Below are 26246 nucleotides of genomic sequence, written 5' to 3'. Positions count from 1 at the left end.
GCGTTCAGACGGCGGGGTGCCCGCAGCGAATATGACTCGCTGACTGTCTACCGGCGCATGTCAACCGCGCCGATTTCCCGCCTCCCCGCTACCACTGATACGCCGCGCCTGCCGTGACCGCGGTCGTGGCGGAACTGATGCCCGCGCCGAGTTTCACCTTCAAACTCTGCGTGACGCGCGCCGACAGCCCCACCGCCACCGCCTGATAGCCCTTGTAACCGGCCGTTCCGACGCCGATTGCGAGGTTCTTGGTGGCATCGACTTCGGGGATCGAGGTCAGCGCCAGCGCCGATGCCGTTCCGGAGTATGCGTTGCGCGCCATGTCGCTCAAGCCGCCCTGGAACTGCTGCATGTTCACCGCATCGGTGGGCCCTTGGCCTGCTGCGACATTGGTAATGCGGCGCTCGCTACCGGACGATCCGACAGAAACGGTGTTCGTCACATCGGCCACCGAGCCCTCGCCGATCGCGACCGAGTTCGGCGCCGATGCTTTGGCCCCGCCGCCGATCGCCACGGAACCGTTGCTGATCGCCTGCGCCGCGTTGCCGGAACTGTTGACGGAGACATAGGGATTGCCGGTGCTCTGAGTATTCCGCACCACGTTGATCTGCTGGCTAAGACTGCTGACAGTCTGGTTGGTGTTCCAGAGTTGAGCGCCGGTCACTGCGTCGGTGCTGGTGGCCGATAGCCTGCCGTCCTGCAGATTGGTCAGCTGTACTTTCGGCGCATTGGCCGTCGTGCCGCCGAGCGTGATCCTGTCGTGTGCCGAGCTGTCGTACTGCACCGCATTCGCGACCGCGCCGCCCAGGTTGCCAACGGTGGTCTGCAGACCGGCAATATCGCTGCTGTTCTGCGTGACCCGGCCATCCAGGTTGGTGATCGCGCTGCCGACGTTGTTCACGACCGTGCCGCCCACGCGATACGACGGCGCCGTCACCGAACCGTCCGCGTTGACGGTCGCCCCACCGCCGAGCGCCACCGCCGTGCTCGCCGACTGCGCATACAGTTGCGCCCCATTGACCGCGTCGCTGCTGGCCGGATTGACCGCGCCGGCCGCCACGCCTGTGACGACGCGGTTGCCCGCTACGCCGGCCATGTTGATCAGATTGCCGTCCGTGATTGCACCGACATTGATGACACGCGATACCGGATCCTGCGTGACCATCCCGATACCGCCGGTCGCCATGTTCTGCTGCAAGGTGCTGAGACCGCTGTCGAGCGAGCCGAGCGCGTCGCCGACCGTGGTTTGCGTGCCGCCCTGCATGTGATAGCTGGGGCCGGTCAGCGAACCATCGGCGTTGATCTGGGCACCGCCGCCCAACGCGGCCACCATTGGTTTGAACTGGCCGAGATTGACTGCGGATGCGTCGGTGGTGCCCGCCGCAATCCCGGTCAGCTCACGTACGCCGCCGGTGCCGCTGAAATCGACGCGGGCGCCGTCCGTGTCCTTCGCGACGGTGAAATTACGCGACGTCTGATCCTGCTGAACGAGCCCGATCTCGCCATTGCTGATCCGGTTCGTGATGTTGCTCACGTCGCCTTCGATCGTCGTGGTGCGCTGGTCGAGGTTACTGATGTTCGTCGTGTTGTCGGTGACGCGCTGGTCGAGATTGCTGATGTTCGTCGTGTTGTCCGTCACGCGCTGATCGAGATTCGTGATGCTGCCGGTGTTCTGCGCGACGGCCTGATTCGTGGTGAACAACTGTGCGCCGTTGACGGCGTCCGAACTGCCGGCAGCGAGATTCGCGGCGCGCACGTTGGTGAGCCGAACCGGCGCGGCGCTGCCGCCCAACGTGACGGTGTCGTGTGAGGTTGAATCGTATTGAACCGCATCGGCGCCAGCCTGGGTGCTGGTCGTGATGGCGGCCGCGAGCGCGGAACCCACGTCGTTGTAGGTCCGTCCGCCGATGCTATACACGGGCTTTTTGAGCGACCCGTCCAGGCCGACCACCGAGCCGCCGCCGAGTGCCGCCGCCGCGTCGGCAGTACTCGCATAGAGTTGCGCGCCGTTGACTGCTTCGCTGCTGATGGTGCTGATCGCACCGGGCGCCACGCCGGAAATCACGCGCTTCCCGTCCGTTCCCGCCACGTTGACGCGAGTCCCGCCCGTGGCCGCGCCGACAAGAATGTCGCGGGAAGCGGGATTCTGCGTGACGAGGCCGACGGTGCCAATGTTGATCTGCGTCTGCAACGACGACAGGCCTGTATCGAGCGAACTGAGCGCGCTGCCGACGGTGGTCTGCGTGCCCGCTTGCACATGGTACGTGGGGCCGGCTACCGAGCCGTTGGCCGTGACCGTTGCGCCGCCGCCGAGCGACGCCAGCGCCTGACTGAGCTGCCCCACGTTCGCCGCCGAACTCGCGGCCGTGCCCGCCGCCACGCCGAGCAGTTCACGCGAGCCCGCGGTCCCGGTGAAGTCGACACGCTTGCCGTCCGTGTCTTTCGCCACGGTCAGATCGCGCGAAATCGAGTCTTGCCGCAGCAGGCCCGTCGTACCGTTGTTGATCTTGTTCGTGATGTTGGTGATGTCCGTCGTATTTTGCGCGACCGCCTGATTGGTGCCGTAGAGTTGCGCGCCGGTCACGGCATCCTTGCTGGCACCGCTCAACGTGGCGTCCGCGACATTGGTGAGCTTGACAGGCGTAACCGTGTCGCCAAGCGTTGCCACATCATGCCGCGGGGTGTCGTAACGCAGCGAGTCGGCACTGGCGGCGACGCTGCCTGAAGCAACCGCGCTGAGTGCCGCGCCGACATCGTGGTACGTTGTCCCGCCAACGGCATAAGCCGGTGCGACTATCGCGCCGACGCTCGGGTCGACGAACGCGCCGCCACCAAGCGCCGCGGTCACGCCGGCAAGCTGGCCGACGTTGACCGCGTCGGTAGGCTGCATGCCGGCTGCGACATAGGCGATCTGGCGGCCGTGCGCCAGGCTGCCCACCGACACGGTGTTGATGCGGTCGGCGACCGAGCCGGAACCCAGCGCAACCGAGCCCGTGGCGCTAGCTGATGAATTCGAGCCGATGGCCATCGAATCTTTTGCCATCGCGTTGACGTAGGTGTTATAGCCAATCGCGACGGACCCAATCGCCGAGGCGCTCGCGGACGAACCCACCGATATCGTATTGATCGCAGCCGACCGGGAGTTGTAGCCGATCGCCACCGAGTTGTCCGAATAGACTGCAACCGTCGAAAGCGCGCCGATGGCGGTCGAATTCACCGATGCCGCCGCAGCCGCCGAACCGACTGCGGTCGAATAGTCGGAACCGGCAATCGAGGCCGCGCCGACCGTCAACGCGTTGTAGCCGGTTGCGGCGGCCGTCGGCCCAATGGCCATCGCGTTCATATCGGTTGACGCACTGGTGGTGGTTCCTCGAACGACATTTGGACTGACGGCGATATAGTCGGTTACGGACGGAGGCGTGCTCGCGCCCAGCAAACCCATTTGACTCGATCTGACGGTGGCCGGCTGCGCCGCCGCGACGACCGCCGGGTTGCCTGTGAACACGCTTGCATTGTTGATCGCGGTGGCCGGGTCCGCGGGTTGGCCCGTTTCACCCACAGCCGGCACAGCGAGGCCGGCCGCCAGCGCCTGGGCAACGCTGACACAGTCCTGCTCCGACGACGCGCACTCCCCGGCCGCTGCCGGTTGCGAAAACGCCAACGCACTCAGCAGCCCCGCACTCGCGGCCACCAGCGACCCACATACCGAGGTTCCTTTCGCACCACGGCTTTTCGCCACCTCTGACGCGGCTGCGTAGGTGCGGGTCGTCTTGTTCCACACGGTTTTATAAGACTTGTTCAACATTCCTCCCAATCTTTTTATAGAAGATCCATGCACTAGGATTTTTACTATGTCATCCTAATTATTTAACTCGATCCAATAGAAACTTAAGATGACATTGCGACTTCGCCACGCCACAAAGTCGCCGAGCACAAATATACCTTGTAAAGCTATTTTTTAGCTTATATTGGAAAAACGGCATAACCCGCTTAAGACTTAAAACGCCAAACGTCTTAAATCGTGCTCAGTGTGTTTAGGCATTTCTAAGCAGTAGTTTCGACTTTTCCGAATTTGCGTATGCGCCAGTGCTAATTCAGGTCGAAGTTCTCAAGCGGGACGAACACCGACCGCAATGAGTCTACCCTCGACAGCCAAACGGAAGTCATACAGGAGAACTACACGTGAAGAACCAAGAACTGATACAGCGGCCCGCGCCGCATTCAAATCGCCCTATCAACCACCCGAGGGCTGCAAGCGCATCGGAAAACTGATCTCGAAGATCGTCCCCTCGCCCTCCCGCGAGTCGAAACGAATTTCGCCCTCCAGCACCCGGCACAGTTCCTTGACGATCGCGAGGCCCAGACCCGCGCCCGGAATGTCGTCATCGGCGGCGCGCTCGAATTCCTTGAACACGCGTTCCCGGTCCGACGCGCCGATGCCCACGCCCGTATCCGACACGCGCAGGCGCCAGCGATCGTCCTCCGCAGCCGTCATGCTCAATTCGACCTGGCCGGCCTTCGTGTATTTGGCCGCGTTGGTCAGCAGGTTGAGGGCGACCTGCTTGAGTTTGAGACGGTTGGAGACGACCACATCCAACGCGCCGTCGAAGGCTGTCAGAAGGCGCAGTCCCTTCGCTTCGATCGCGCTTTCGCACGAGATCACCAGTTCGTCGAACAACTCGCGCAGCGCGAAGCTTTCCAGCACGAGCGGACTGTTGTCGCCGAGCACGACCGAGTATTCGACCAGTTCGTCGACCAGCGTTTTCATATCGGCTGCCTGACGGTTCGCGAGCGCGAGCGCGGTGTCGACCTTGGCCGGCGCGCGGCTGATCAGTTGCAGCGCCATCGAGAACACGTTGAGAAAGTTGCGCAGATCATGTACGACGCTGCGCGTGATCTGCATGCGCGACTCGTACAGCTCGCCGACCAGCCGTTGCTTGAGCGTCAGTTCGTGATTGGCGCGCTCGAGGCGCCCGGTGTAGTCGTCGATCTTCCGGTCGCGCTCGGTGACGACCTCGCGGATCGAGGTCAGCGTGACAAAGCTGACGGCTTCGTCGATGAAATGCCGCGCCCGCTCCTCATGACGCCGCGTGAAATACGGCTGGGTTTCGCTGAATTCGACGATCGCGCCGGTCAGCATCTGCCGGAACAGATCGAGCTCGCGCACCAGTTCGTCGATCCGGTAGCCTTGCTTCCAGCGCAATTTACCGTGCAGGCGCGCGTCGCGCTCGATCGCGCTCTCGACGTGGTCGAGATCCTGGTTCTCCAGCACGCTGCAGATTTCGTCGAGGATGTTCGGAATATGATCGGCCAGTTGCTCGTAGGTCAGCCGGTCGGATTCGGTCAATTCGGCGTCGTGAAAGACCGCCTTCATCCAGCGTTCGGTCAGATCGACCTGTTGCGCGCGCAACTGTGCGGCGAAAGCGGTAAGCGGCAGTACGTGCGAGTCCGTCATGTGCGAGACCTGGTGCCGCATCGCGGCGAAAATAGGTGTTCCGCGCCGGCCCCAAAGACTTCTTTCGGAGCGGACCTAACGCGACCGCATGGACTGCAAACCGCGCTCAGGAGGCAAAGGGTGAGCGCTTCACAAGCCGCCCGGGCGCCTCCAGTATGCGCGATTTACGGAACAAAAATTAACCAGGGTTAGGACGTGTCCGCACTGGTGCGGCCCGAAGGAAGCCCCCGCGGGGGTCGCACAAAGGAAGTCCCCTCGAGGGGTGCCCGACCGCACTCCCCTTGCGGATACCGCGCCACCGCTTCAGATCTTTTCGAACAACACGTCCTGCGCGCCTTCCCACAACACCTTGGTGCCGAGTTCGCGCAGCTTCTCCTTGCCTTCGACAATGGTCAGGAAGTGATTGCCCGCGAGTTGTCCCAGCTTGCTCGCGAAGCAGCACGAACCGTACGCGAGAATGATCTCGGTCTCGCTGTAGCCGCCGGGGTAGAACAGAATGTCGCCGACCGACGGGTGGCTCGTGTGGTTCTCGAAGCCGACCGCCGCGCCGTCGTTCTCGAGCTTGAAGTCGCCGAGCGGCACCCAGCAGCCTTCGCCGCTCCAGCGCACGTGAATGATCTTCTGCCGGTACGGCAGGAGCTTCAGGAAGGCGGCCACGGTTTGCGGCGCGTCCGGATGGGTTTCGGCGGTAAAGACGTGGCCGCAGGAGGTGATTCGGAGTCGGGTCATCGCCAGGTTTCCAGTGTGAGGGTGAATGGAATGGTCGGTCGGAGGTTTGACGCGAGGCGGAAGCCAGGCCACAGGCGCATCATTCTGTCGTCCGATGCAAGGCTTCGACAGATACAGTTGCCGCTCGACTGTTCAGGCCAGTTGGACCGGTGCCGATCTATTGTGCGGATAGCGCCCGGCAAGCCACGACGGCATGCCCATGCCAGGTCCAACCACCCGAGCGCCACGAAAGTTCGTAGTTTGCAAGCCGCGCAATGCGCAGCACACTGCGCAAAGTGCGTGATTCCCCCAGGGCGGCTCATCGGACTGTACCTTCCGGCGACCCGACCCGGGTCTGCCGTCAGAGACAGGGCGGCAGCACTGCCCGGCGGCGAAAGCGGCGCGGCTCCCGGGTGCACTCATCCGGCCGGCTCGAACCGCCCACCGCCGTCCCGCCATTGCCAGGCTGACCAGCCGGCCACTTCCAGCCGCGCAATCCGTACTTCAGCCGCGCAGCCGGTATGCGAGCGGCGTCACGCCGTAGTCACGCTTGAACTGCACGGAGAAATGACTGGCATTCTCGAAACCAACCGCGATCGCAATCTGCAGCACGGTCTGATCGGTGGCACGCAACAGCCGCGCCGCTTCCTCGAGCCGCAAACGCGATACGAACTGATGCGGCGTCTCGCCGGTTTCGCGGCGAAACACCCGCGCAAAATGAAAGCTGCTTAACCCCGCCTGTGCGGCCAGTTCGCTGATCGCCAGATCCCCGGCGAGATTGGCGCGGATGTAGTCGGTCACACGGCGGATCCGGCGCGGCACGAGGCGTTCGGGGCGTGCCGGCAATCCGGCCAGCGCGGGGCGGCCGCGCGAATAATGCTGCAACAGATGCGCGGCGAGCGCGTGAACCAGCGCATCGACATACAGACGCGAGTCGGCCGGATCGGCGGCGGCGCGATGCAATGCAGCAAGCATCGCGGCGACCAGCGGATCACGAAACTGCATCGCGTCGCCGAGCGACAGTTCGCGGGAGCCGCCAAGCTCCAACTGATCGGCGACGCTGTCGATCAGGCTGCGCTCGATGTGCAAATGGACGGTCGACAGCGGCTCATCGCTGATCGAACGCCAGCGCCACGAGATCGGCGCGGGCGGCACGAACCAGACGTCGCCCTGCCGCAGATCGGCGCTCTCCCAGCGCCCGTTCAGGTTGCGCTCGAGGTGCTCGGCGCCGCTCGCGAGGGTCATCAGCGTGAGGTCCTGCAAGCCGGGCGCTTCCAGCAGTTCCTGCTCGGCCGGTTCGAGATAGGAGCGCAGCACCAGGTGCCGCCACGGGCGATCCACGCTCGACACCAGTTTCTGGCCCGCCATGTAGCGGTCGTAGGCGAGCGTCGTTGTGAGTTTTGGAATTCGTGCCATCACGTCCATTCCCAGGGAGGTGCCATATGAAGAGTGAACCCTGCCATACCCGCGTTGCCGATCCGCTGTCGGAGCAAGAACTCGAAAATGATAGCAAGGAACCGGCTACCGCAATTTTTGGAAATAGCTAATCATTCAGGTTGTCGTCTTTCACGCGTTTCGAACGCCGGAGCTACCGTTTCATGGAACACGAATGCGATACGCTGCCGCATTGGCTGACCGGCTCGCCGCAAGGCGAAGCCGGGCACGCGTCGGCAGCATACAACTCGGCGGTTACCGCCCAACCGGCTTACCCGGCCGGCACGCGGCAACTCGAGAAATCAGCCCACGCGGCTGAAGCATCCAGGGCACCCAACCGCAGTGCAACAGGCGTGGCGCCCACAGGCTTTCTCACGCTCTTCACCGAGGAGGAGATCGGCACGCCCTCGCCCGCCGCGCGGCGCGCCGCGCCGGTCATCAGTCCGCTGGTGCGCTTTGGCAGCGCGCAGGACCGCATCGAATTCGTGCGGCAGCGCATCAAGCAACTGGGCTTCGACTCATTCAGCTATTCGGCCACGCGCACGTCGGCGCATCACAAGACGATGTTCGTGCTGACCAGCTACGAGTCGCAAAGCTGGCTCACGCGTTATTTCCGCGAGCGTTATTTCGAGCTCGACCCGCGCGTGGCGCTCGCCTCGCCGACCGGCATGCCGTTTCTCTGGAATACGGCCGACATGCGCGCCGACCTGCCGCGTGCGCAAATGCGCAGCGAACGGCTCGGCGGGTTGATCGACATGCTGGAGGCGACCGGGCGCAAAAGCGGGATTCTCACGCAGATGCCGCTGCCCGAGCCGGAACTGAGCGCGAGCCTGTGCTTCAACTCGGAGATCGGCAATCCGCGCTGGATGACCGAATCGATCGTGGCCGAGACGCTGATGTTCGCGCACACGATCCACGAATTCATCTGGACGCACGCGAAGAGCGTGATCGGGATCGCGCCCGCGCAGCAGCAGCGCGTCACGCTGAGCGAATTGCAGCATGCGGTGTTGAAGGCGGTCGTGCAGGGTCAGCGGGACAAGGAGATCGCCTACTTCCTCGGGCTGTCGCCGCATAACGTCGACTATCACCTGCGCCGACTGCGGCAGTTGTTCAACGTGCGCAACCGCGTGCAGTTGATCAATGTCGCGCAGGCGTATGTGACGTAGAGGTTAGAGAGGGTCGGGGGGGGGGGGGGGGGGGGGGGGGGGGGGGGGGGGGGGGGGGGCGCGCCCCCGGCCCGCGGGGGGGGCGGGGGGGGGGCGCGGGGGGTTTTTGCGGGGGGGGGGGGGGCGCCGGGGCCCCCCGCGCCGAAGAATACGCATCGGCTGCATGGCACGCGGGTGAATCCTTGACGCTGAAACATGAAAAAGACCTGGCCGGAGCGCACCGGCCAGGTCTTTTCTATCCACTCTTGTGACGCCTACGCCGGCACTGTCTCAGCCTGCTTCGCACGCGACCACACGCGATGCTGCTCCGCCGCCTTGATGAAGGCCTTCAGCACATCTGAGGCCTGCTTGTCGTCGCCGGTTACGACGCCGTCGGCATGGTCGGGCAAGTGCGCGGCAGTCAGCACCTCGCGTCCCGCGCCGATAGCCGCAATCGCCTTCAGATGCTTGAACGCTTCCAGCACGAAATGCCGCGCATCGCCCGATTGCGCCAGCGTCTTCGCGCCCTTGTCGCCGCCCACCACGATCACCGCGTCGAACATGATCGACGGCAAGCCGGCAATGGTGGCGTCCGGCGCCATGCCGTCGATCGCGGCAAGCGTCGGGGCGATCAGCATGGGCGCCGCGCCTTCGCCTTGCAGGGCCTGCTGCAGCTTCTTGATGGCGGCGCCATCGGAACCCGGCGCGGCCAGCAACGCGATCTTGCGGGTCTTGATGCCCGGCCGCACCCGGTTGAGCAAGCTCAGCGCCGGGGATTCCTTCGGACCGGTCAGCTTCGCCGTGCCCTTCTTCGGCGCCGGCAAGCCCAGCCCTTCGGCCACTTGCGCCGCAAGTCCCGCGTCGAAGTTGGCGAGAATCTCGTTCACCACGCGCGCGCGAATCTCCGGCTTCGTCACCTTGCCGAGTTCGAACTGATACGCCGCGGCGATATGGTCTTTCTCCGGCTGGGACATGCTGTTGTAGAACAGCGCGGCCTGCGAGAAATGATCGGCGAACGATTCGCTGCGCACGCGGATCTTGGTGCCTTCCACGCGCTCCTGATAGCTTTCGAAGCCACCGTCGGACGGCGCTGGATCGGTTTCCTTCGGCCAGCCGCCACTCACCGAATTCGGCTCGTACGAGGCCTGGCCGACATTGATCGCCTGACGGTGCATCGCGTCACGCTGGTTGTTATTGAACGGGCAGACCGGCCGGTTGATCGGAATCTCGTGGAAATTCGGGCCGCCCAACCGGCTGATCTGCGTATCCGTGTACGAGAACAATCGGCCCTGCAACAGCGGATCGTTCGAAAAATCGATACCCGGCACGATATGGCCCGGATGGAACGCCACCTGTTCGGTCTCGGCGAAGAAGTTGTCCGGATTGCGATTAAGCGTCATCTTGCCGATGATCTTGACCGGCACGAGTTCTTCCGGAATCAGCTTGGTCGGATCGAGCAGGTCGAAATCGAATTTGTGCTCGTCGGCTTCTTCTATGATCTGCACGCCGAGTTCGAACTCGGGGAAATCGCCGCGTTCGATCGACTCCCACAGATCGCGCCGGTGGAAATCCGGATCCTTGCCGGCCAGTTTCTGCGCTTCGTCCCACAGCAGCGAATACGAGCCCAGCACCGGGCGCCAGTGGAATTTGACGAACCGTCCCTTGCCTTGCGCGTTGACGAAACGGAACGTGTGAATGCCGAAGCCTTCCATGGTGCGCAGACTGCGCGGAATCGCGCGGTCCGACATGGTCCACAGCACCATATGCGCGGACTCAGGCACCAGCGACACGAAGTCCCAGAAGGTGTCGTGCGCGGAGCCGCCGGTCGGCATTTCGTTCGGCGCTTCCGGTTTGACCGCGTGCACGAAGTCGGGAAACTTGATGGCGTCCTGAATGAAGAACACCGGCATGTTGTTGCCGACCAGATCGTAATTACCTTCCTGCGTATAGAACTTCACGGCAAAGCCGCGTACGTCACGTACCGTATCGGCGGATCCGCGTGGACCCTGCACCGTGGAAAAGCGCACATAGACCGGCGTCTGCACGGCGGGGTCCTGCAGGAACGCGGCCTTGGTGTACTCCTTCATCGACTCGTACACCTGAAACACGCCGTGCGCCGCCGAGCCGCGCGCATGCACGATGCGCTCGGGAATGCGTTCGTGGTCGAAGTGCGTGATCTTTTCACGCATGATGAAGTCTTCGAGCAACGAAGGCCCGCGCGGACCCGCGCGCAGCGTGTTCTGATTGTCGGAGATCTTGACGCCCTGATTGGTTCTCAGGGCCTGGCCTTCCGGATTGACTCGAAACTGTTCGAGATCCTTCGATTTCGGATCCGCTTGCGGACTATTCGCCTGCGCGTTCTTCGCTGCGGGCTTCTGCGTATTCGTTTTACCTGCCATGAGAATCTGCTCCTTGCGTTCGGGGGCGTGCCGGTGGGGAAATCCGGTCTGACGCACCGAAACAAGGGAGCAAGCGATGTACCCGCGCGAGCGCCATCGCTCAGCATGATTGCCGATGTGCGCGCCATGCGTGACGAACGAAGCGACGCGCTGCGAATGCGCGCCGCTGTCCATGCTGTGGAAGCGCCAACAAAAGCGCGCTGTCAGAAGCGGTAGTTGATCGAAATATCGGCTACGCCATTGGCTTTGCGGTGCGTGACCGGACTATTGCCCGCACTGCCCACCAGTTGCTCGAAGGCGCCGTCCGCGGTGGCGAACCAGTGCTTGTCGAACAGCCACACTGCGCTAATGCCGAATCCCACCGACTTGAAGCCCGCGCTCGCGTGATACTGCGAGTACTTCGAATTCGCCGCCTGAGTCTGATTCACGCCGAACCAGCTATTCATGTAAGTGGAGTCCGCGAGCGTTACATTCGGCCCGGCGAACCAGAAGAATTTCTTGGTGCTGCCCGGCATCGGCAAATACGCGCCTAAATCGCCGGTCCAGCCATTCGAGCCGCCGAAATAGCGCCTGACGTCGGCACGCAGCACAAGTGGGAAATCCTTCGAGACCACGTACTCACCAGACAGTTTGACGCCCGGCGCCGGATTGATGTTGCCGAGACCATTCAACTCTTGCGGGTCGTCATGGCCGCGGCGTCCGAGATCGTAGACGGCGGCGAGACTCGCGCGCCAGTTCTGCCCTTGCGCGAAGTTAACCCCAAGCCCCTCGCCACTCGAAAAGAAGAACAGATCCTTGTAGCGGACGTCGATGCTCGGTCCAGCCATCAGGTGGTACCGGTTGGAGCCTTCATAGCGCGGCTGGAACGACGTCGCCGCGCCAACGCGCAACTGCCAGTCCGGAATATTCGGCTGCCACATCTTCTGCAGCGGAATGCCGACCGAGTACTGCCATTCGCCCAGCGGCGAAGGCGTTTGGGCCGAGGCCGAGCCCGGTAGGACGGCGACGCCGCCGATGGTCACGGCGACCAGGGAAGTTGCCGCGATGCTTGTTTGTTTATTGCGGAGCTTGCCGCCCCGCTTTCTACGGCTGTTAAACACCAGAAGCCTCCGATCTCGCATATCGCGAAGAGGGTTTACGTTCTCGCGCCGGGTCCGCAAGGGATAAAAAGCACCGGGGCGACCGTAGCGTTGCTACTTACGGCATGTAATATTTTCAGCGAACGGCACGGACTGCTCGGCAAAACACGCGACTCGTCCCGATCGGCAGCCCGTAAATCGGGACATTTGTCTGACAGACCGGTATGAAAGATTTGCCGATGGACGCACTGGTGCAAAATGCGGGCCTAGTCGCTGGAGAACTGGCTTCAATTGGCTGAAGACAAGAGACGCGAATGCGCCGCGCGACCACAACGACGACGAAACGCAGGTATGCGAATGCGATGAAAAAGGCACGGCCGGCGCCGCGCTACGCGACGCCGGTCACGCTTACGGCCTACTGCGATGCTTCGACCAGCACCGGCTTGTCGCGATACAGATTCGGGAACAGGCGCTTCAGGTTGGCGACCTTCGGCATGTCATTGATCGCGATATACGCGGAGTTGGGATGCAGCGTCAGGTAGTTCTGGTGATACGACTCGGCCGGATAAAAACCCTTGAACGGCTCCGCCTTCGTGACGATCGGCGCCGGGAAGGCGCGCGCCTTGTCGAGTTGCGCGATATAGCTTTGCGCGACGCGCCGCTGCGTATCGTTCAGCGGAAACACCGCCGAGCGGTATTGCGTACCGCTGTCCGGTCCCTGGCGGTTCAACTGGGTCGGGTCCTGAATCACGGAGAAGAACACCTGCAGCAACTGGCCGTAAGTGACCTTGGTCGGGTCGAACGTGACCTGCACCGATTCCGCGTGCCCCGTCTCGCCGCCGCTGACGGTTTCGTACTGCGCGGTGTCGCGTTGGCCGCCCGAGTATCCCGAGACTGCCTTCGTGACGCCGCGCACATGCTGGAACACGCCCTGCACACCCCAGAAGCAGCCGCCCGCGAACACCGCCGTTTCTTCGTGCGCGGTCGTGGCCGACACCGGTTCGTCGAGCGCCGGTGGCGCGATCACGACAGCGGCCTCCGATGAGAACGCCATGCGCTGCGCCAACAGCAGCGCGAGCGCGCCGAATCCGATCGACAGTGAAATCGCCACCCTGCGCGAGCGGGCCGGCCTGCCGTCAATGCGTTTGTCGAAGTTCATGAGGTCCATCCTGATTCGTTCCGATCACGCGCCCGATGCGGGCGTAAATGTCATCGCCAGACCGTTCATGCAATAGCGCAAGCCGGTCGGCTTGGGGCCGTCGTCGAACACGTGGCCGAGATGGCCGCCGCAGCGCCGGCATAGCACTTCGTCGCGCGTCATGCCGAACGACTTGTCGGTATGCGTGATGACCGCATGGTCGAGAGGCTGCCAGAAACTCGGCCAGCCGGTGCCGCTGTCGAACTTGGTCTTCGACGAGAAAAGCGGCAGTTTGCAACCGGCGCATGCAAACGTGCCCGCGCGGTGTTCGTCGTTCAACGCGCTGCTGAAGGGGCGCTCCGTGCCCGCCTCGCGCAACACGCGGTATTGCGCGTCGGTCAGTAGTTTGCGCCATTCGGCGTCGCTGTGCGTGACCTCGTAGGCGACTGCCGCGCTGCCGTTTGCCCCTTGTGCCGGCTGCGCCGCGCGCGCCGTGCGCCACATCGAGGCGCCGCCGGCCAGCGACATCGCGCCGATTAACCTGAAAAATATCCGTCTGCTGCAAGCCATGATGATCGCTCCGGAAAGTCCGTACCGCTCACCCGTTCCGGCGCTGATCGCGCCGCCCGCGAGTGGTCCCGATGCTTGGTCGCACGAGAGCGGGATAAATGACAGCATGCGCGTCTTTTTGCATGACGGTGGCAGCCGCAACGGCGATTACAGCGGAAATCGGGTGGTCGAGAGGATTTCCTTGAGCACCATGAAAGAGCGGATTTGCCGGACGCCCGGCAGATAGAGCAACTGCTCCGCATGCAGGCGATTGAAGCTGTCGCTGTCACGCGTGCGGATCGTCATGAAATAGTCGAATTCGCCGGTCACCACGTGGCACTCCATGCAGCCGGCCACCTTCTGCGCCGCTTTCTCGAACTCGGCGAACGACTCCGGCGTGGACCGATCCAGCACCACGCCGATGATCACCAGCATCCCGGCCCCCGCCGCCTTCGGGTCGATCAGCGCGACGACCCCGCGGATCAGCCCGGACTCCTTGAGCCGCTCCACGCGCCGCAAACACGCCGGGGCACTCAGCCTGACCTTCGCCGCGAGCGCGACGTTCGAAATCGACGCATCGGTTTGCAACTGCCGCAGGATCGCGCGATCGATACGGTCGAGCGCCTGCAGCGGATCGGCCGGGACGGCGGCGGCGGCTGCCACCGCTGTCGACGTTCTACGAATTTTTGTTGCGTTCATGAGTGTTAGTACGTTCCTTTCTTAATCTAATCACGGATTTCTCATTCCAAAAGTATGCCGAAGCCAATTTTTTCGCAAGCTCATTTCCAGCGGATTTCCCTACCATCTGCTTAACGCGACCGGATGCCGTTCGCGCCCCACCTACCGACCACGGAGCTGCCATGAACCTGCAACGATTCCCTCGTTACCCGCTGACCTTTGGGCCGACGCCGATCCAGCCGCTCAAGCGCCTGAGCGACCACCTCGGCGGCAAGGTGCATCTGTATGCGAAGCGCGAAGACTGCAACAGCGGCTTTGCCTTCGGCGGCAACAAGACGCGCAAGCTCGAATATCTGATCCCCGAAGCGCTCGCGCAGGGCTGCGACACGCTGGTGTCGATCGGTGGAATCCAGTCGAACCAGACGCGCCAGGTGGCGGCCGTGGCGGCGCATCTGGGCATGAAGTGCGTGCTGGTGCAGGAGAACTGGGTGAACTACTCTGACGCCGTCTACGACCGGGTCGGCAACATCCAGATGTCGCGCATTCTCGGCGCCGACGTGCGTCTCGTCGCCGACGGCTTCGACATCGGCTTTCGCAAGAGCTGGGAAGATGCGCTGGAAAGCGTCCGCGCCGCTGGCGGCAAGCCGTATGCGATTCCGGCCGGTTGCTCCGACCATCCGCTCGGCGGGCTCGGTTTCGTCGGTTTCGCGGAGGAGGTTCGCCAGCAGGAAGCGGAATTGGGCTTCAAGTTCGACTACATCGTGGTGTGTTCCGTGACCGGCAGCACGCAGGCCGGCATGGTGGTGGGTTTCGCCGATGACGGCCGCGCTGAGCGTGTGATCGGTATCGACGCTTCGGCGAAGCCCGCGCAGACGCGCGAGCAGATCATCCGCATCGCGAAGCAAACCGCGGAACAAGTCGGGCTGGGGCGTGATATTACGAGTAAGGACGTGGTGCTCGACGAGCGCTTCGGCGGCCCGGAGTACGGCTTGCCGAATGACGGCACGCTGGAAGCGATCCGCCTGTGTGCGCGCCTCGAGGGCGTACTGACCGACCCCGTCTACGAAGGCAAATCCATGCACGGCATGATCGAGATGGTGCGCAACGGCGAATTCCCCGAAGGTTCCCGCGTGCTGTACGCGCACCTCGGCGGCGTGCCGGCGCTGAACGGCTACAGCTTCATTTTCCGCAACGGCTAAACCAGGCGTTTCCTCAGATGCTCCCTCAGGAATTCCGCGAACGCCCGGATCGTGAGGGAGCTTTGCCTGTGCTGCGGATAAACTGCGTAGACGCTCGTGGCGGTCGGCAGAAATGCTTCGAGCACCGGCACGAGTGCACCGCTTTTCAGCGCGTCGGCGACAATAAAATCAGGAAGCCGAACGATCCCCAGCCCCGCGACGGCCGCATCGCGCACCAGTTCACCATTGTTGGCGCGCAACGGACCGTGGACCTCGACACCCTTCGTCACGCCATCGACGACAAACTCCCAGCTCACGGCGCCGCCGTGGCCATATAACAGACACGAATGGCGTTCCAGATCCGCAGGCACCTTAGGCGCGCCACGACGCCGCAAATAACCGGGACTGCAGCAGGCCACCATCCGGATATCCACGAGCTTCTGCCCGATCAGCGTGGAATCCGGCAAGGTGCCGATCCGGATCGCCATATCGAAGCCCTCGCCGACCACGTCCACAGTGCGGTCGCTCAATTCCATCTCGAAGCGCACGTCACCGTGCTCGCGCAGGAACATCGCCACGAGCGGCGACAGATGCGCCATGCCGAACGACATCGGCGCGCTCACGCGTAACAGCCCGCGCGGCCCGGCGCGGCGCAGCGACATGGCCTGCTCGGCATCCTCGACCTCGCCGAGGATGCGTTTGGCGCGCTCGTAAAACTCCTGCCCGAGGTCGGTCACCGCCAGCTTGCGCGTGTTGCGGATCAGCAATTGCACGCCGAGCGTTTCTTCCAGCGCCATCACCCGGCGGCTGACGAACTGCTTCGACAGCGAGAGCCGGTTGGCGGCCGCCGTGAAGTTATGCGCGTCGACCGTGGCCACGAAGATCCGCATGTCATCGAGCTGCATCGTATTGTCCACCTCACAGTGACAGTGTTTCCGGTTTAGTGGCGATTATACCCATCCGGATTGACCTACACTCTCATTCATGGATCGCGGACAAACATCTGGCCGGATCGCACAACCCAAGGAGAAAAAAGATGCTTGAAATCAGACACGCCAATCAACGCGGCCGCGCGGAGCACGGCTGGCTCAGCTCGCGTCATACGTTTTCCTTCGCCAGCTATCACGATCCGAAGCAGAACGGCTTCTCCGACCTGCTCGTGATCAACGACGACCGTGTCGCGCCGGCGCAAGGTTTCGGCAAGCACCCGCACCGCGACATGGAAATCTTTTCGTACGTGCTGGAAGGCGCGTTGGAGCACAAGGACACGATGGGCACTGGGTCGGTGATCGTGCCTGGCGACATCCAGTTGATGAGCGCGGGAACCGGCGTCGCGCACAGCGAGTACAACCATTCGAAGAGCGACCCGGTGCACTTCCTGCAAATCTGGATCGCGCCGGGGCAAAAGGGTACGACGCCGCGTTATCAGCAGCGTCACTTCGGCGCGGACCAGAAGCGCGGTGTGTTGCGCCTCGTGCTCTCGCCGGACGGCGCGGACGATTCGCTGGTGGTGCAACAGGACGCGCGGGTCTATGCCGGTCTCTTCGACGGCGATGAAACGGCGCGACTCGAACTGGCCAGCAATCGGTATGCGTATGTGCACGTGGCGCGCGGCAGCGTGAGCGTGAACGGCGTCGAGTTCAAGGAAGGCGACGGTGCGCGTGTACGCGGCGAAGAAGCGCTGACCTTCACGCAAGGCCACGACGCGGAAGTCCTGGTGTTCGACTTGCGCGACATCGAAATGTCGGAGCTGTGGGCTTAAGCGGCTGAATGAACCAAGTGCGGGCTCGCCGGAGACATTTCGGCGAACCGCCCTCTTCCTACCCTGTTGAGAAAAAATCATGCGCTATTCGTTGTTTGAAAATCAGAAAGACGCGGTCATTCTCGTCGCCCGCATCCTGTTGATGGTGCTGTTCGTCATGTTCGGCTGGTCGAAGCTCACCGGTTTTTCCGGCACCGTGGCTTATATGACGTCGAGCGGCGCGCCGGTGCCCGAGTTGTCGGCAGTGATCGCCGTGGTGATGGAGTTTGTCGTGGGTATCGCGCTGCTGGTCGGTTTCTTTACGCGACCGCTTGCCTTGCTGCTCGCGGTTTATACGCTCGGCGCCGCGTTCATCGGCCATCACTACTGGAACATGACCGGCGCAGTGCAGTACGACAATATGATTCACTTCTACAAGAACATCAGCATCATCGGCGGATTATTGCTGTTGTGTGTGACGGGCGCCGGGAAGTATTCGATCGACCGGCGTTGAATCTGCTGTCTTGCACGGCACGCCAAAAGAGAGCCGCCCGGTTGACGCCGGGCGGCTTTTTCTTGCGCTGAATCGTTTGCCGCTAACCGGCGAACTGCGCGAGAACGCGCTCGCGAATGGCCGGGCGGATAGTCGGCCAGACCGTATTGCAACCGCAAACAAAAACGGCGGCCCAAAGGCCGCCGTCCACTACTCACACAACCGCATCAGGCCACTACTTCAGCCTCTGCTTCTCCAACCACTTCCACTTCTTCACTATTGCGGATCAGATGATCGAACGCGGAGAGCGATGCCTTCGCGCCTTCGCCCACGGCAATCACGATCTGCTTGAACGGCACCGTGGTCACGTCGCCGGCGGCGAATACGCCCGGCACCGACGTCGCGCCGCGTGCATCGACGACGATCTCGCCGTGCTTCGACAACTCGACCGTGCCCTTGAGCCATTCGGTGTTCGGAACAAGACCGATCTGCACGAACACGCCTTCCAGTTCGATCTGCTTCACTTCGCCCGAACGCAGATCCTTGTAGACCAGACCGTTGACCTTCTTGCCGTCGCCGGTAATTTCCGTGGTCTGGGCCTGCGTGACAATGGTCACGTTCGCGAGGCTGCGCAGCTTGCGTTGCAGCACCTCGTCGGCACGCAGCGTGGCGCCGAACTCGAACAGCGTGACTTCACGCACGATACCCGCCAGGTCGATCGCTGCTTCGACGCCGGAATTGCCGCCGCCGATCACCGCGACGCGCTTGCCCTTGAACAACGGACCGTCGCAGTGCGGGCAGTACGCCACACCATGATTGCGGTATTCGCGCTCGCCCGGCACGTTGATTTCGCGCCAGCGCGCGCCCGTCGCCAGAATGATCGTTTTGGCCTTGAGCACCGCGCCGTTCGCCAGACGTACTTCATTGATGCGGCCCGGAATCAGCGCTTCAGCACGCTGCACGTCCATGATGTCGACTTCGTAGCTCTTCACGTGCTGTTCCAGCGCCGTGGCGAACTTCGGTCCTTCGGTTTCCGTTACGGAGACGAAATTCTCGATAGCCAGCGTGTCCAACACCTGGCCGCCGAAGCGCTCCGCCACGACACCCGTCGCAATACCCTTACGCGCCGAATAAATCGCCGCAGCCGCGCCAGCGGGGCCGCCGCCGACGATCAGCGTATCGAACACCGGCTTCTTTTCCAGTTCCTTCGCGGCACGCGCACCGGCGTTGGTGTCGAGCTTCGCGAGGATTTCCTTCACGCCGCTGCGGCCCTGGCCGAACACTTCGCCGTTCATGAACATGGTCGGTACCGCCATGATCTGGCGCGCTTCGACTTCGTTCTGGAACAGCGCGCCGTCGATCGCGACGTGGCGGATGCGCGGGTTGATCAGCGCCATCACGTTCAGTGCCTGGACGACTTCCGGGCAGTTCTGGCATGACAGCGAAAAATACGTTTCGAATTGATAGTCGCCGTCGAGATTGCGGATCTGTTCGATCACGGCGTCTTCGAGCTTGACCGGATGGCCGCCGACCTGCAACAGCGCAAGCACGAGCGACGTGAATTCATGACCCATCGGAATGCCGGCGAAACGGATGCCCGTATCCTTGCCCGGCTCGCCGATCGAAAACGACGGCTTGCGCTCGGCGTCGCCACGACGCTCGATCACGTTGACGCGTTCCGACAACGTCGCGATATCGTTCAGCAATGCCAGCAGCTCTTGCGATTTCGCGCTGTCGTCGAGCGACGCGACGATCTCGATAGGCCTGCTAACCTTTTCGAGGTACGTTTTCAACTGAGTCTTGAGATTGGCATCAAGCATGGCTATTCGATTCCGTGACGATGGGTGTTGGGTTCCCGGCGCCGCACGCATCCGGATAGGACAGGTGCGGCCCGGGGACGCGCGAACCACTGTAAGAAGCGGTCCGCACGGTGATACGCCGCGAGGCGCTGACTGCGAGAGGACGAGAGACCTTAGATCTTGCCGATCAGATCGAGCGACGGGGTCAGCGTTTCTGCGCCCGGCGTCCACTTGGCGGGGCACACTTCACCCGGGTGAGCCGCGATGTATTGCGCAGCTTGCACCTTGCGCAGCAGCTCGCCGGCGTCACGGCCGATGCCGTTGTCGTGAATTTCGGCCAGCTTGATTTCGCCTTCCGGGTTGATCACGAACGTGCCACGCAGTGCCAGACCTTCTTCTTCGATCAGCACGTCGAAGTTGCGCGAGATTGCCAGCGTCGGGTCAGCGATCATCGGGTACTTGATCTTCTGGATCGTGTCCGACGTGTCGTGCCATGCCTTGTGCGTGAAGTGCGTATCGGTCGAGACGCTGTAGATTTCGACGCCGAGCTTCTTGAATTCGGCGTAACGATCGGCCAGGTCGCCCAGTTCGGTCGGGCACACGAAGGTGAAGTCAGCCGGGTAGAAAACGAAAACCGACCACTTGCCCTTCAGGCTTTCTTCAGTGACGGTCTGGAAATCGCCATTGTGATACGCCTGTGCCTTAAACGGTTTGACTTGACTGTTGATGATCGGCATTTACTGAGTCCTCTTTCGAAGTGGTTGGAAAGTGGAGTCAGTATGTCAGACGACGCTTAATAGGTAAAGCGGAGTGTTTTAATGATGGCGATAGTCTGACGCTATTTACCGCGCTACTCCTGCCTATCACGCCTTGGATCAGTGTTTCAGAAGCCGCCAGAGTGTTGTGCGGCCGATTCCCAGCGCGCGGCTTGCCGCAGCGCGGTTGCCGCCGGCCTGTTCGAGGGCGCGCAGAACGTCCTCGCGGGTCGGACTGAGGCGGCTTGGGGCGGTTTCTGCGGCGGCATTCGCGCCGTTTGTGCCGTTTTTTGTGCCGCTTGCACTCGCCTTGACGGCCGCCGCGTGTTTCATGCGCCCGAATTCCGGAAACACCGCCTGCCAATCCTGGCCGGCTTCACCTGCTGCATCGCCGAGATAGATTGCGGCGCGCGTCAGCAGATTTTCCAGCTCCCGCACATTGCCGGGCCACGCGTACTGCTCGAACAGGGGCGCGAGAAACGCCAGCACTCGCTCGAGCGCGGCCTCCGACAGCCCATATTGGAGCACACTGCGGCTCAACAAGTGCCGCGCCAGTTGCGGAACATCGTCGCGCCGTTCACGCAGCGGCGGCAATTCTATCTGAAGCAGGTTCAGACGAAAATACAAATCCGCGCGAAACGCGCCCTGCTCGACGAGCGCGTGAAGATCTCGGTGAGTGGCGGCGATCACCCGCACGTCGACTGGCGTGGCGCGTCCCGAGCCGAGCTTCATCACCTCGCGCTCCTGCAGGACCCGCAGCAGACGGCTTTGCAGCGCGGCCGGCATCTCGCCGATTTCGTCGAGGAAAATCGTCCCCGTGTGGGCGATTTCGAACAGCCCCGGCTTGCCGCCACGCCGCGCGCCCGTGAATGCGCCTTCCTCGTGACCGAACAGTTCGCTTTCGATCAGCCCTTCGGGCAGCGCCGCGCAGTTGAACGCGACGAACGGATTGCCGCGCCGCCGGCTCGCATTGTGGATGCCTTGCGCGACCAACTCCTTGCCGGTTCCGCTTTCGCCGCTCAGGAGCACGGTGGCATCGTGCGCCGCGCCCGCGCGCGCCAGCCGCCGCACGCGCGCGAGCGCCGCCGAGTTGCCGATCAGATCGTCCAGTTGATGCCGCGCGACCAGATGCTTCGGCCGCTGGCTAGTGCGCAGCGAGCGGTCGATCCGCTGCGCGACCAGCGCGTCCTGCAAGGTCACCACGGAGCCGGAGCGCACGCCCTGCTCCACGATCGGCACGCAATTGACGATCAGCGCGCGTCCGCCGATCTGTTCGATACGTTCCTCGATCGGCAGGTCGTGCTCGAGCGTCTCACGCAGCAACGGCCCGACGGCGCGCTCGACTTGCGCGGGCACGTCCTGGTCGCGATCGAGACCCAGCAGATCGAGCATGGCCGGATTGACGGCTTCGACCTGGCCGGCGTCGTCGAAGGCCGCGACGCCGTCGCGCAGATGCGCCACGATCGTGTTCAGGCGTACGCGCTTCGATTCCTTCTGGCGGCTCACGCGCGCCAGCTCGACCGAGCGCTCGAACGCTTCTTCGACCGCGCCGAGCGAGTACAGGAAAACGCTCGCGAGCCCCGCCTGCTGGGCGAAATCGCAAGCCATGCCGGGCCCGATGATGACGCTGCAGCCTTCGGCGGCGAGGCTGTCGACCGCGAGCCGCACTTCGTCGATCGACCGGTAGGCGCGCTGTTTCAGGCTGACTTTCAGCCACGCGCTCAGGTCGGCCAGTTCGTGCGAGATCGTTTCATGCAGCACGAGGCCGATCTGCGCATTCGGCCACGTGGTCGTGGCGCGGGTGATCGCGCTCAGCACGTCGAAGCCATTCACCTTGACCATCACCACCGGCACGTTCAGGTTGTCGCGTAGGTAAGCGCCGTTCGAGCCGGCGGCCAGCACGACGTCGACGGAGCCTGCGTCCACGTAGGCCTGCAAGGCGGTGACGGCCGCGCCGTAGCCTTCCCGGACCGAGAAGATTTTCGCGCGGCCGGCATAGCGCGGTGCGACGGTCTCGCAAAGCGACTGCAACCGGCTGATACTCACCAATGCAATGCCTGGGCGGCCCGGATCGGGATTCGCAAGGGACGACGTGAAAGTGGACACTGCGGCACTCCGGTTTACGTTGAAACGTTCCATGGAACGTTTCATGGAACGGAAGGCCCATTGTGCCACGAACGCCCGCCCCGCCGCTTTTTTGCTAACTCGCTGATTGTTTGGGACAAACCGCCAACGCCGAGAAATGGCACGCTTCCTGCGAAAAGACACCCGGCTCGATATCCGACTTTCCTGAAAGGAGACACACCGTCATGACTACATCCGTCACCCGCCGCGCGGCCTTCCGCGCCAAAGTCAACGAACGCCAGGGCCTGCTCGTGCCCGGCGCCTTCAATGCGATGAGCGCCCGCGTAATCGAGGACGCTGGCTTCGAGGCGATCTACATCACGGGTGCAGGCGTCACCAATATGTCGCTCGGCCTGCCCGACCTCGGCTTTATCGGTCTTGCCGAAGTCGCCGAACATACCGCGCGGATTCGCGACGCGGTCGCGCTGCCGCTGATCGTCGATGCCGACACCGGCTTCGGCAACGCGCTGAACGTGCGTCAGACGGTGCGCGTGCTCGAGCGCAGCGGCGCCGACGTGATCCAGTTCGAAGACCAGATCATGCCGAAGAAATGCGGCCACTTCTCCGGCAAGGAAGTGGTCAGCGCGAGCGAGATGGTCGGCAAGATCCGCGCGGCCGTGGATGCCCGCGAAGACGGCAATCTGCAGATCATGGCGCGCACCGACGCGGCCGCGGTGCACGGCATCGAGGACGCGATCGAGCGCGGCCATCGCTTCATCGAAGCCGGCGCCGACATCCTGTTCATCGAAGCAACCGAATCGCTCGCCGACATCGAACGTCTGCCCGCGCTGTTCGACAAGCCGCAACTGATCAACATCGTGATCGGCGGCAAGACGCCCGTGCAATCGCGCGAGGCGCTCGCCAAACTGGGCTACGGCATCGTGCTGTACGCGAACGCGGCGTTGCAAGGCGCGGTGCTCGGCATGCAGCGCGCGCTCGGCACGCTGAAGAGCAATGGCCGCCTCGACGAGGACGCCACGCTGGTCGCGCCGTTCAGCGAACGCCAGCGGCTCGTCAACAAGCCGCTGTACGACAAGCTCGACCGCGAGTACGCCGCGAAAGATTGAGCGGCGTTTAGAGGACCGTGCTTTCGCTGCATGGGCAAACGGGCTTGCCCGCTTCCGGGTGTCCGGGTGTCCGGGTGTCCGGGTGTCCGGGTGTCCGGGGATGCGGGTCTTCGGGTCTGCCGGCATGCCGGTCGGCGGGTCTGGGGCTTGCAGGCTGCGGGCTTTCCGCCTGCGGACGGGCGTGCAGGCGTGCCGACCCGCAGGCACGCCGCGCGCGGCGCTTGCCGTGATCGACGGTATGGCGCCATTTATTGCGTTAGGATTCAGGGCTGGCGCTCGCTTGCCGTCCTCGATGGCCTGGCCGACGCGCCACAGCCGCGGCCGCGATCCCGTCGCTCGTCCGCCTCGTCCGGATGCCGGAAACACGTTCTCAAAAGGTAGTCGCAAGAACATGAAGGCCAAACCATCGCGCGCAATGCGCCGGCACTGCATCGGCGCTGACACGCGCTCGCACGACACTTCAAGCAGCGCGGCGGGAGCAGCGCAATGAGCGGCGGCGACACCCGCAACGCGCACATCGGCTGGCTGCCGTATATCGTCGCGGCCACCTTCTTCATGGAGTACCTCGACACCACGGTGATCGCCACCGCGCTGCCGCAGATGGCGCAATCGTTCGGTGTCGGGCCCAACAGCCTCAGTCTAGGCATGACGGCCTACATGCTGGCGCTGGCGATCTTCATCCCCGCAAGCGGCTGGGTCGCCGACCGCTGCGGCTCGCGCACGGTATTTTTCAGCGCGATCGGCGTGTTCACCGTGGCTTCCGTGCTGTGCGGCCTGTCGCAGAACGTCGCCGAGTTCACCGCCGCCCGCCTCCTGCAAGGCATGGGCGGCGCGATGATGGTGCCGGTCGGACGCCTGATCGTGGTCCGCAGCACCGAAAAGAGCCGCATGATGCAGGCGATCTCGACCATCACGTGGCCGGCGATTGCCGCGCCCGTGGTCGGACCGCCGATCGGCGGCTTCATCACGACCTACGCGTCGTGGCGCTGGATCTTCCTGCTCAACGTGCCGTTCGGCCTCGCGGCAATGGCCGTTGCGCTCGCACTTGTGCCGAACCTGCGTGGCACCGAACGCAAGCCGCTCGACGTGGTCGGCCTGCTGCTCAGCGGCGCGACGTTGACGGCGATTCTCTACGGCGCGGAACTGGCGAGCCAGCCCGGCGAGAATCCGTGGATCGCCGGTGCGATCATCGTCGGCGGTTTGCTGATGGGCGTGGTGGCATTCCAGCATGCGAAGCATCATCCGCATCCGCTCGTCGACGTCTCGACGCTGAAGATTCCGACCTTCTCCGTGACGGTGGTGACGGGCTCGTTCACGCGCATCGGCATCGGCGCAGTGCCTTATCTGATGCCGCTGCTGTTCCAGGTGGGCTTCGGTTTGTCGGCGTTCAAGTCGGGGCTGCTGCTGCTCGCGAGCGCGCTCGGCAACCTCGGCATGAAGGCGCTGACCACGCGCATCCTGCAGCGTTACGGTTTCCGCATGGTGTCGATCGTCGACGTGACGGTGGCCGGCGTGTTCATCATCGCGTGCGGATTGCTGAGCCCGAACGTGCCGCTCGCGCTGGTGCTGTTCGTCGTGTTCATCTACGGCGTGGCGCGTTCGATGCAATTCTCGACGCTCGCCACGCTCGCCTATGCCGACGTCGCGCAACCGCAGATGAGCGCGGCGAGCACGCTGTGGAGCGCGGCCGCGCAGATGACGATTGGTCTCGGTATCGCCTTCGGCGCGGTGTCGCTGCGCGCGGCGGCCTTCTTCAACGGCGAGACCACGGGTCGCGTTTTCACGCTCGACGATTTCCGCCTCGCGTTTCTGTTCGCGGGCGTGGTGACGCTGGCATCCGTGATCGGCTACATGGGTCTTGCACGCGATGCCGGCCAGAGCATCGGCGGCGGTTCGCGCGGCAGCGAAGACCCGGCGAAGGGTTGATGAAGAAGCGCTTTGATCAATTGAGCGGAGACACGCGTTGCAAGCACCCGAACTGACGTTTTCGAATGACCAGGCCGATCTCGACATCGAGATGGTCTACACGTTCCTGTCGCAAGAAACCCCGTGGGCCAAGGGCATGCCGCGCGAGACGTTCGAGCGGGCCGTCGCGGGCTCGCTGTGTTTCGGCGGCTATATCGAGGGCAGGCAGATCGCGTTCGCGCGCCTGATCACGGACGAGGCGACCTTCGCATACCTGTGCGACGTGTTCGTGCTGCCGGCGTATCGCGGCAAGGGATACGCGTCCGCGTTGATGAAGCACGTTTTCGCCAGCCCCTCGCTGCAAGGCTTGCGAAGAATCGTGCTGGTGACGACGGACGCCCATCGCGTGTACGAGCCGCACGGCTTCACCGGACTCGCGACGCCGGAGCGTTATATGGAGCTGCATAACCCGGACGTCTACAAGACGGCCTGAGCCTGGCGCGCGCCGCGAACCTCGCGGCGCTGTCATCGGCGTGCCACGTTGGACGGTTAATTTGCTGCGGGAACAGAAACCGCAGAAACAGCAAAAACCGTCCCCC

Annotated in this window: 20 protein-coding genes; 7 read left to right on the top strand and 13 right to left on the bottom strand. The window is 63.3% G+C overall.

The window, feature by feature from the left end; translation table 11 throughout:
• Positions 1-88: 88 nt before the first annotated feature.
• The 4 genes from PQR42_RS02055 to PQR42_RS02040 form a co-directional block, all read right to left on the bottom strand.
• On the bottom strand, positions 89-3805 hold the full coding sequence (locus tag PQR42_RS02055; protein ID WP_408391051.1) for a YadA-like family protein: 3717 nt from the start codon (positions 3803-3805) through the stop codon (positions 89-91).
• Positions 3806-4234: 429 nt separating this feature from the next.
• Positions 4235-5455, bottom strand: a complete 1221-nt coding sequence (locus tag PQR42_RS02050) for a sensor histidine kinase (RefSeq protein ID WP_408391049.1) — start codon at positions 5453-5455, stop codon at positions 4235-4237.
• A 303-nt stretch (positions 5456-5758) separates the two neighbouring features.
• Positions 5759-6184: a DUF3830 family protein gene (locus tag PQR42_RS02045; protein WP_132382068.1), complete on the bottom strand. Its 426-nt coding sequence runs from the start codon at positions 6182-6184 to the stop codon at positions 5759-5761.
• Positions 6185-6667: 483 nt separating this feature from the next.
• The gene (locus PQR42_RS02040; protein ID WP_408211687.1) at positions 6668-7579 is read right to left on the bottom strand and encodes a helix-turn-helix domain-containing protein; all 912 of its coding nucleotides are present in this window, start codon (positions 7577-7579) and stop codon (positions 6668-6670) included.
• A 182-nt stretch (positions 7580-7761) separates the two neighbouring features.
• Between PQR42_RS02040 and PQR42_RS02035 the strand changes: the two genes are divergently transcribed.
• Positions 7762-8763 (top strand): helix-turn-helix transcriptional regulator, encoded by a 1002-nt coding sequence (locus tag PQR42_RS02035; RefSeq protein ID WP_408211685.1) that lies wholly within the window; start codon positions 7762-7764, stop codon positions 8761-8763.
• Between the two features lie 254 nt (positions 8764-9017).
• Here PQR42_RS02035 and katE read toward each other — a convergent pair whose 3' ends face one another.
• From katE to PQR42_RS02010, 5 genes are all read right to left on the bottom strand, one after another.
• Positions 9018-11315 (bottom strand): catalase HPII, encoded by a 2298-nt coding sequence (katE, locus tag PQR42_RS02030; protein WP_408384648.1) that lies wholly within the window; start codon positions 11313-11315, stop codon positions 9018-9020.
• A 29-nt stretch (positions 11316-11344) separates the two neighbouring features.
• The gene (locus PQR42_RS02025; protein WP_408217924.1) at positions 11345-12241 is read right to left on the bottom strand and encodes a MipA/OmpV family protein; all 897 of its coding nucleotides are present in this window, start codon (positions 12239-12241) and stop codon (positions 11345-11347) included.
• A gap of 394 nt (positions 12242-12635) precedes the next feature.
• Positions 12636-13379: a peptide-methionine (S)-S-oxide reductase MsrA gene (gene msrA / locus PQR42_RS02020; protein WP_408384650.1), complete on the bottom strand. Its 744-nt coding sequence runs from the start codon at positions 13377-13379 to the stop codon at positions 12636-12638.
• Between the two features lie 24 nt (positions 13380-13403).
• Positions 13404-13928: a peptide-methionine (R)-S-oxide reductase MsrB gene (gene msrB / locus PQR42_RS02015; RefSeq protein WP_408217918.1), complete on the bottom strand. Its 525-nt coding sequence runs from the start codon at positions 13926-13928 to the stop codon at positions 13404-13406.
• A 147-nt stretch (positions 13929-14075) separates the two neighbouring features.
• A complete protein-coding gene (locus tag PQR42_RS02010) occupies positions 14076-14606 on the bottom strand; it encodes an Lrp/AsnC family transcriptional regulator (protein WP_408384652.1) in 531 nt (176 codons plus the stop codon).
• Positions 14607-14767: 161 nt separating this feature from the next.
• Here PQR42_RS02010 and PQR42_RS02005 point away from each other — a divergent pair, with 161 nt between their 5' ends.
• Complete coding sequence (locus PQR42_RS02005; RefSeq protein WP_408217912.1) at positions 14768-15784, top strand: 1-aminocyclopropane-1-carboxylate deaminase; 1017 nt, start codon at positions 14768-14770, stop codon at positions 15782-15784.
• Here PQR42_RS02005 and PQR42_RS02000 read toward each other — a convergent pair.
• Complete coding sequence (locus PQR42_RS02000) at positions 15781-16668, bottom strand: LysR family transcriptional regulator (protein WP_408384654.1); 888 nt, start codon at positions 16666-16668, stop codon at positions 15781-15783. The genes PQR42_RS02005 and PQR42_RS02000 overlap by 4 nt on opposite strands.
• A gap of 131 nt (positions 16669-16799) precedes the next feature.
• Here PQR42_RS02000 and PQR42_RS01995 point away from each other — a divergent pair, with 131 nt between their 5' ends.
• Both PQR42_RS01995 and PQR42_RS01990 read left to right on the top strand, forming a co-directional pair.
• Complete coding sequence (locus tag PQR42_RS01995; protein WP_408217906.1) at positions 16800-17525, top strand: pirin family protein; 726 nt, start codon at positions 16800-16802, stop codon at positions 17523-17525.
• Between the two features lie 79 nt (positions 17526-17604).
• Positions 17605-18018, top strand: coding sequence for a DoxX family protein (locus tag PQR42_RS01990; RefSeq protein WP_408217903.1), 414 nt, complete (start codon positions 17605-17607; stop codon positions 18016-18018).
• Between the two features lie 206 nt (positions 18019-18224).
• Here PQR42_RS01990 and ahpF read toward each other — a convergent pair whose 3' ends face one another.
• The 3 genes from ahpF to prpR form a co-directional block, all read right to left on the bottom strand.
• Positions 18225-19817, bottom strand: coding sequence for an alkyl hydroperoxide reductase subunit F (gene ahpF / locus PQR42_RS01985; protein ID WP_408217900.1), 1593 nt, complete (start codon positions 19815-19817; stop codon positions 18225-18227).
• A gap of 152 nt (positions 19818-19969) precedes the next feature.
• The gene (gene ahpC / locus PQR42_RS01980) at positions 19970-20533 is read right to left on the bottom strand and encodes an alkyl hydroperoxide reductase subunit C (protein WP_054035375.1); all 564 of its coding nucleotides are present in this window, start codon (positions 20531-20533) and stop codon (positions 19970-19972) included.
• A gap of 138 nt (positions 20534-20671) precedes the next feature.
• Positions 20672-22657, bottom strand: coding sequence for a propionate catabolism operon regulatory protein PrpR (prpR, locus tag PQR42_RS01975; RefSeq protein ID WP_408384656.1), 1986 nt, complete (start codon positions 22655-22657; stop codon positions 20672-20674).
• 203 nt (positions 22658-22860) lie between these two features.
• Between prpR and PQR42_RS01970 the strand changes: the two genes are divergently transcribed.
• From PQR42_RS01970 to PQR42_RS01960, 3 genes are all read left to right on the top strand, one after another.
• Entirely contained in the window at positions 22861-23742 is an 882-nt protein-coding gene (locus PQR42_RS01970) for an isocitrate lyase/PEP mutase family protein (RefSeq protein WP_408217894.1), read from the top strand.
• Between the two features lie 486 nt (positions 23743-24228).
• Entirely contained in the window at positions 24229-25668 is a 1440-nt protein-coding gene (locus PQR42_RS01965; RefSeq protein WP_408384658.1) for an MFS transporter, read from the top strand.
• 37 nt (positions 25669-25705) lie between these two features.
• Positions 25706-26140 (top strand): GNAT family N-acetyltransferase, encoded by a 435-nt coding sequence (locus tag PQR42_RS01960; RefSeq protein ID WP_408384660.1) that lies wholly within the window; start codon positions 25706-25708, stop codon positions 26138-26140.
• Positions 26141-26246: the final 106 nt, after the last annotated feature.

It is taken from the genome of Paraburkholderia sediminicola (assembly GCF_046027355.1).
GTDB lineage: Bacteria > Pseudomonadota > Gammaproteobacteria > Burkholderiales > Burkholderiaceae > Paraburkholderia > Paraburkholderia sediminicola_B.
The sequence above is the reverse complement of the archived record's forward strand: the minus strand, read 5'-3'. Positions and strand labels throughout refer to the sequence as shown.

Excerpts from the sequence above, each read along its gene's own strand:
- PQR42_RS02055 (WP_408391051.1), bottom strand. The coding sequence starts at position 3,805 with ATGTTGAACAAGTCTTATAAAACCGTGTGGAACAAGACGACCCGCACC.
- PQR42_RS02050 (WP_408391049.1), bottom strand. The coding sequence starts at position 5,455 with ATGACGGACTCGCACGTACTGCCGCTTACCGCTTTCGCCGCACAGTTG.
- PQR42_RS02045 (WP_132382068.1), bottom strand. The coding sequence starts at position 6,184 with ATGACCCGACTCCGAATCACCTCCTGCGGCCACGTCTTTACCGCCGAA.
- PQR42_RS02040 (WP_408211687.1), bottom strand. The coding sequence starts at position 7,579 with ATGGCACGAATTCCAAAACTCACAACGACGCTCGCCTACGACCGCTAC.
- PQR42_RS02035 (WP_408211685.1), top strand. The coding sequence starts at position 7,762 with ATGGAACACGAATGCGATACGCTGCCGCATTGGCTGACCGGCTCGCCG.
- katE (WP_408384648.1), bottom strand. The coding sequence starts at position 11,315 with ATGGACAGCGGCGCGCATTCGCAGCGCGTCGCTTCGTTCGTCACGCAT.
- msrA (WP_408384650.1), bottom strand. The coding sequence starts at position 13,379 with ATGAACTTCGACAAACGCATTGACGGCAGGCCGGCCCGCTCGCGCAGG.
- msrB (WP_408217918.1), bottom strand. The coding sequence starts at position 13,928 with ATGGCTTGCAGCAGACGGATATTTTTCAGGTTAATCGGCGCGATGTCG.
- PQR42_RS02010 (WP_408384652.1), bottom strand. The coding sequence starts at position 14,606 with ATGAACGCAACAAAAATTCGTAGAACGTCGACAGCGGTGGCAGCCGCC.
- PQR42_RS02005 (WP_408217912.1), top strand. The coding sequence starts at position 14,768 with ATGAACCTGCAACGATTCCCTCGTTACCCGCTGACCTTTGGGCCGACG.
- PQR42_RS02000 (WP_408384654.1), bottom strand. The coding sequence starts at position 16,668 with ATGCAGCTCGATGACATGCGGATCTTCGTGGCCACGGTCGACGCGCAT.
- PQR42_RS01995 (WP_408217906.1), top strand. The coding sequence starts at position 16,800 with ATGCTTGAAATCAGACACGCCAATCAACGCGGCCGCGCGGAGCACGGC.
- PQR42_RS01990 (WP_408217903.1), top strand. The coding sequence starts at position 17,605 with ATGCGCTATTCGTTGTTTGAAAATCAGAAAGACGCGGTCATTCTCGTC.
- ahpF (WP_408217900.1), bottom strand. The coding sequence starts at position 19,817 with ATGCTTGATGCCAATCTCAAGACTCAGTTGAAAACGTACCTCGAAAAG.
- ahpC (WP_054035375.1), bottom strand. The coding sequence starts at position 20,533 with ATGCCGATCATCAACAGTCAAGTCAAACCGTTTAAGGCACAGGCGTAT.
- PQR42_RS01970 (WP_408217894.1), top strand. The coding sequence starts at position 22,861 with ATGACTACATCCGTCACCCGCCGCGCGGCCTTCCGCGCCAAAGTCAAC.
- PQR42_RS01965 (WP_408384658.1), top strand. The coding sequence starts at position 24,229 with ATGAGCGGCGGCGACACCCGCAACGCGCACATCGGCTGGCTGCCGTAT.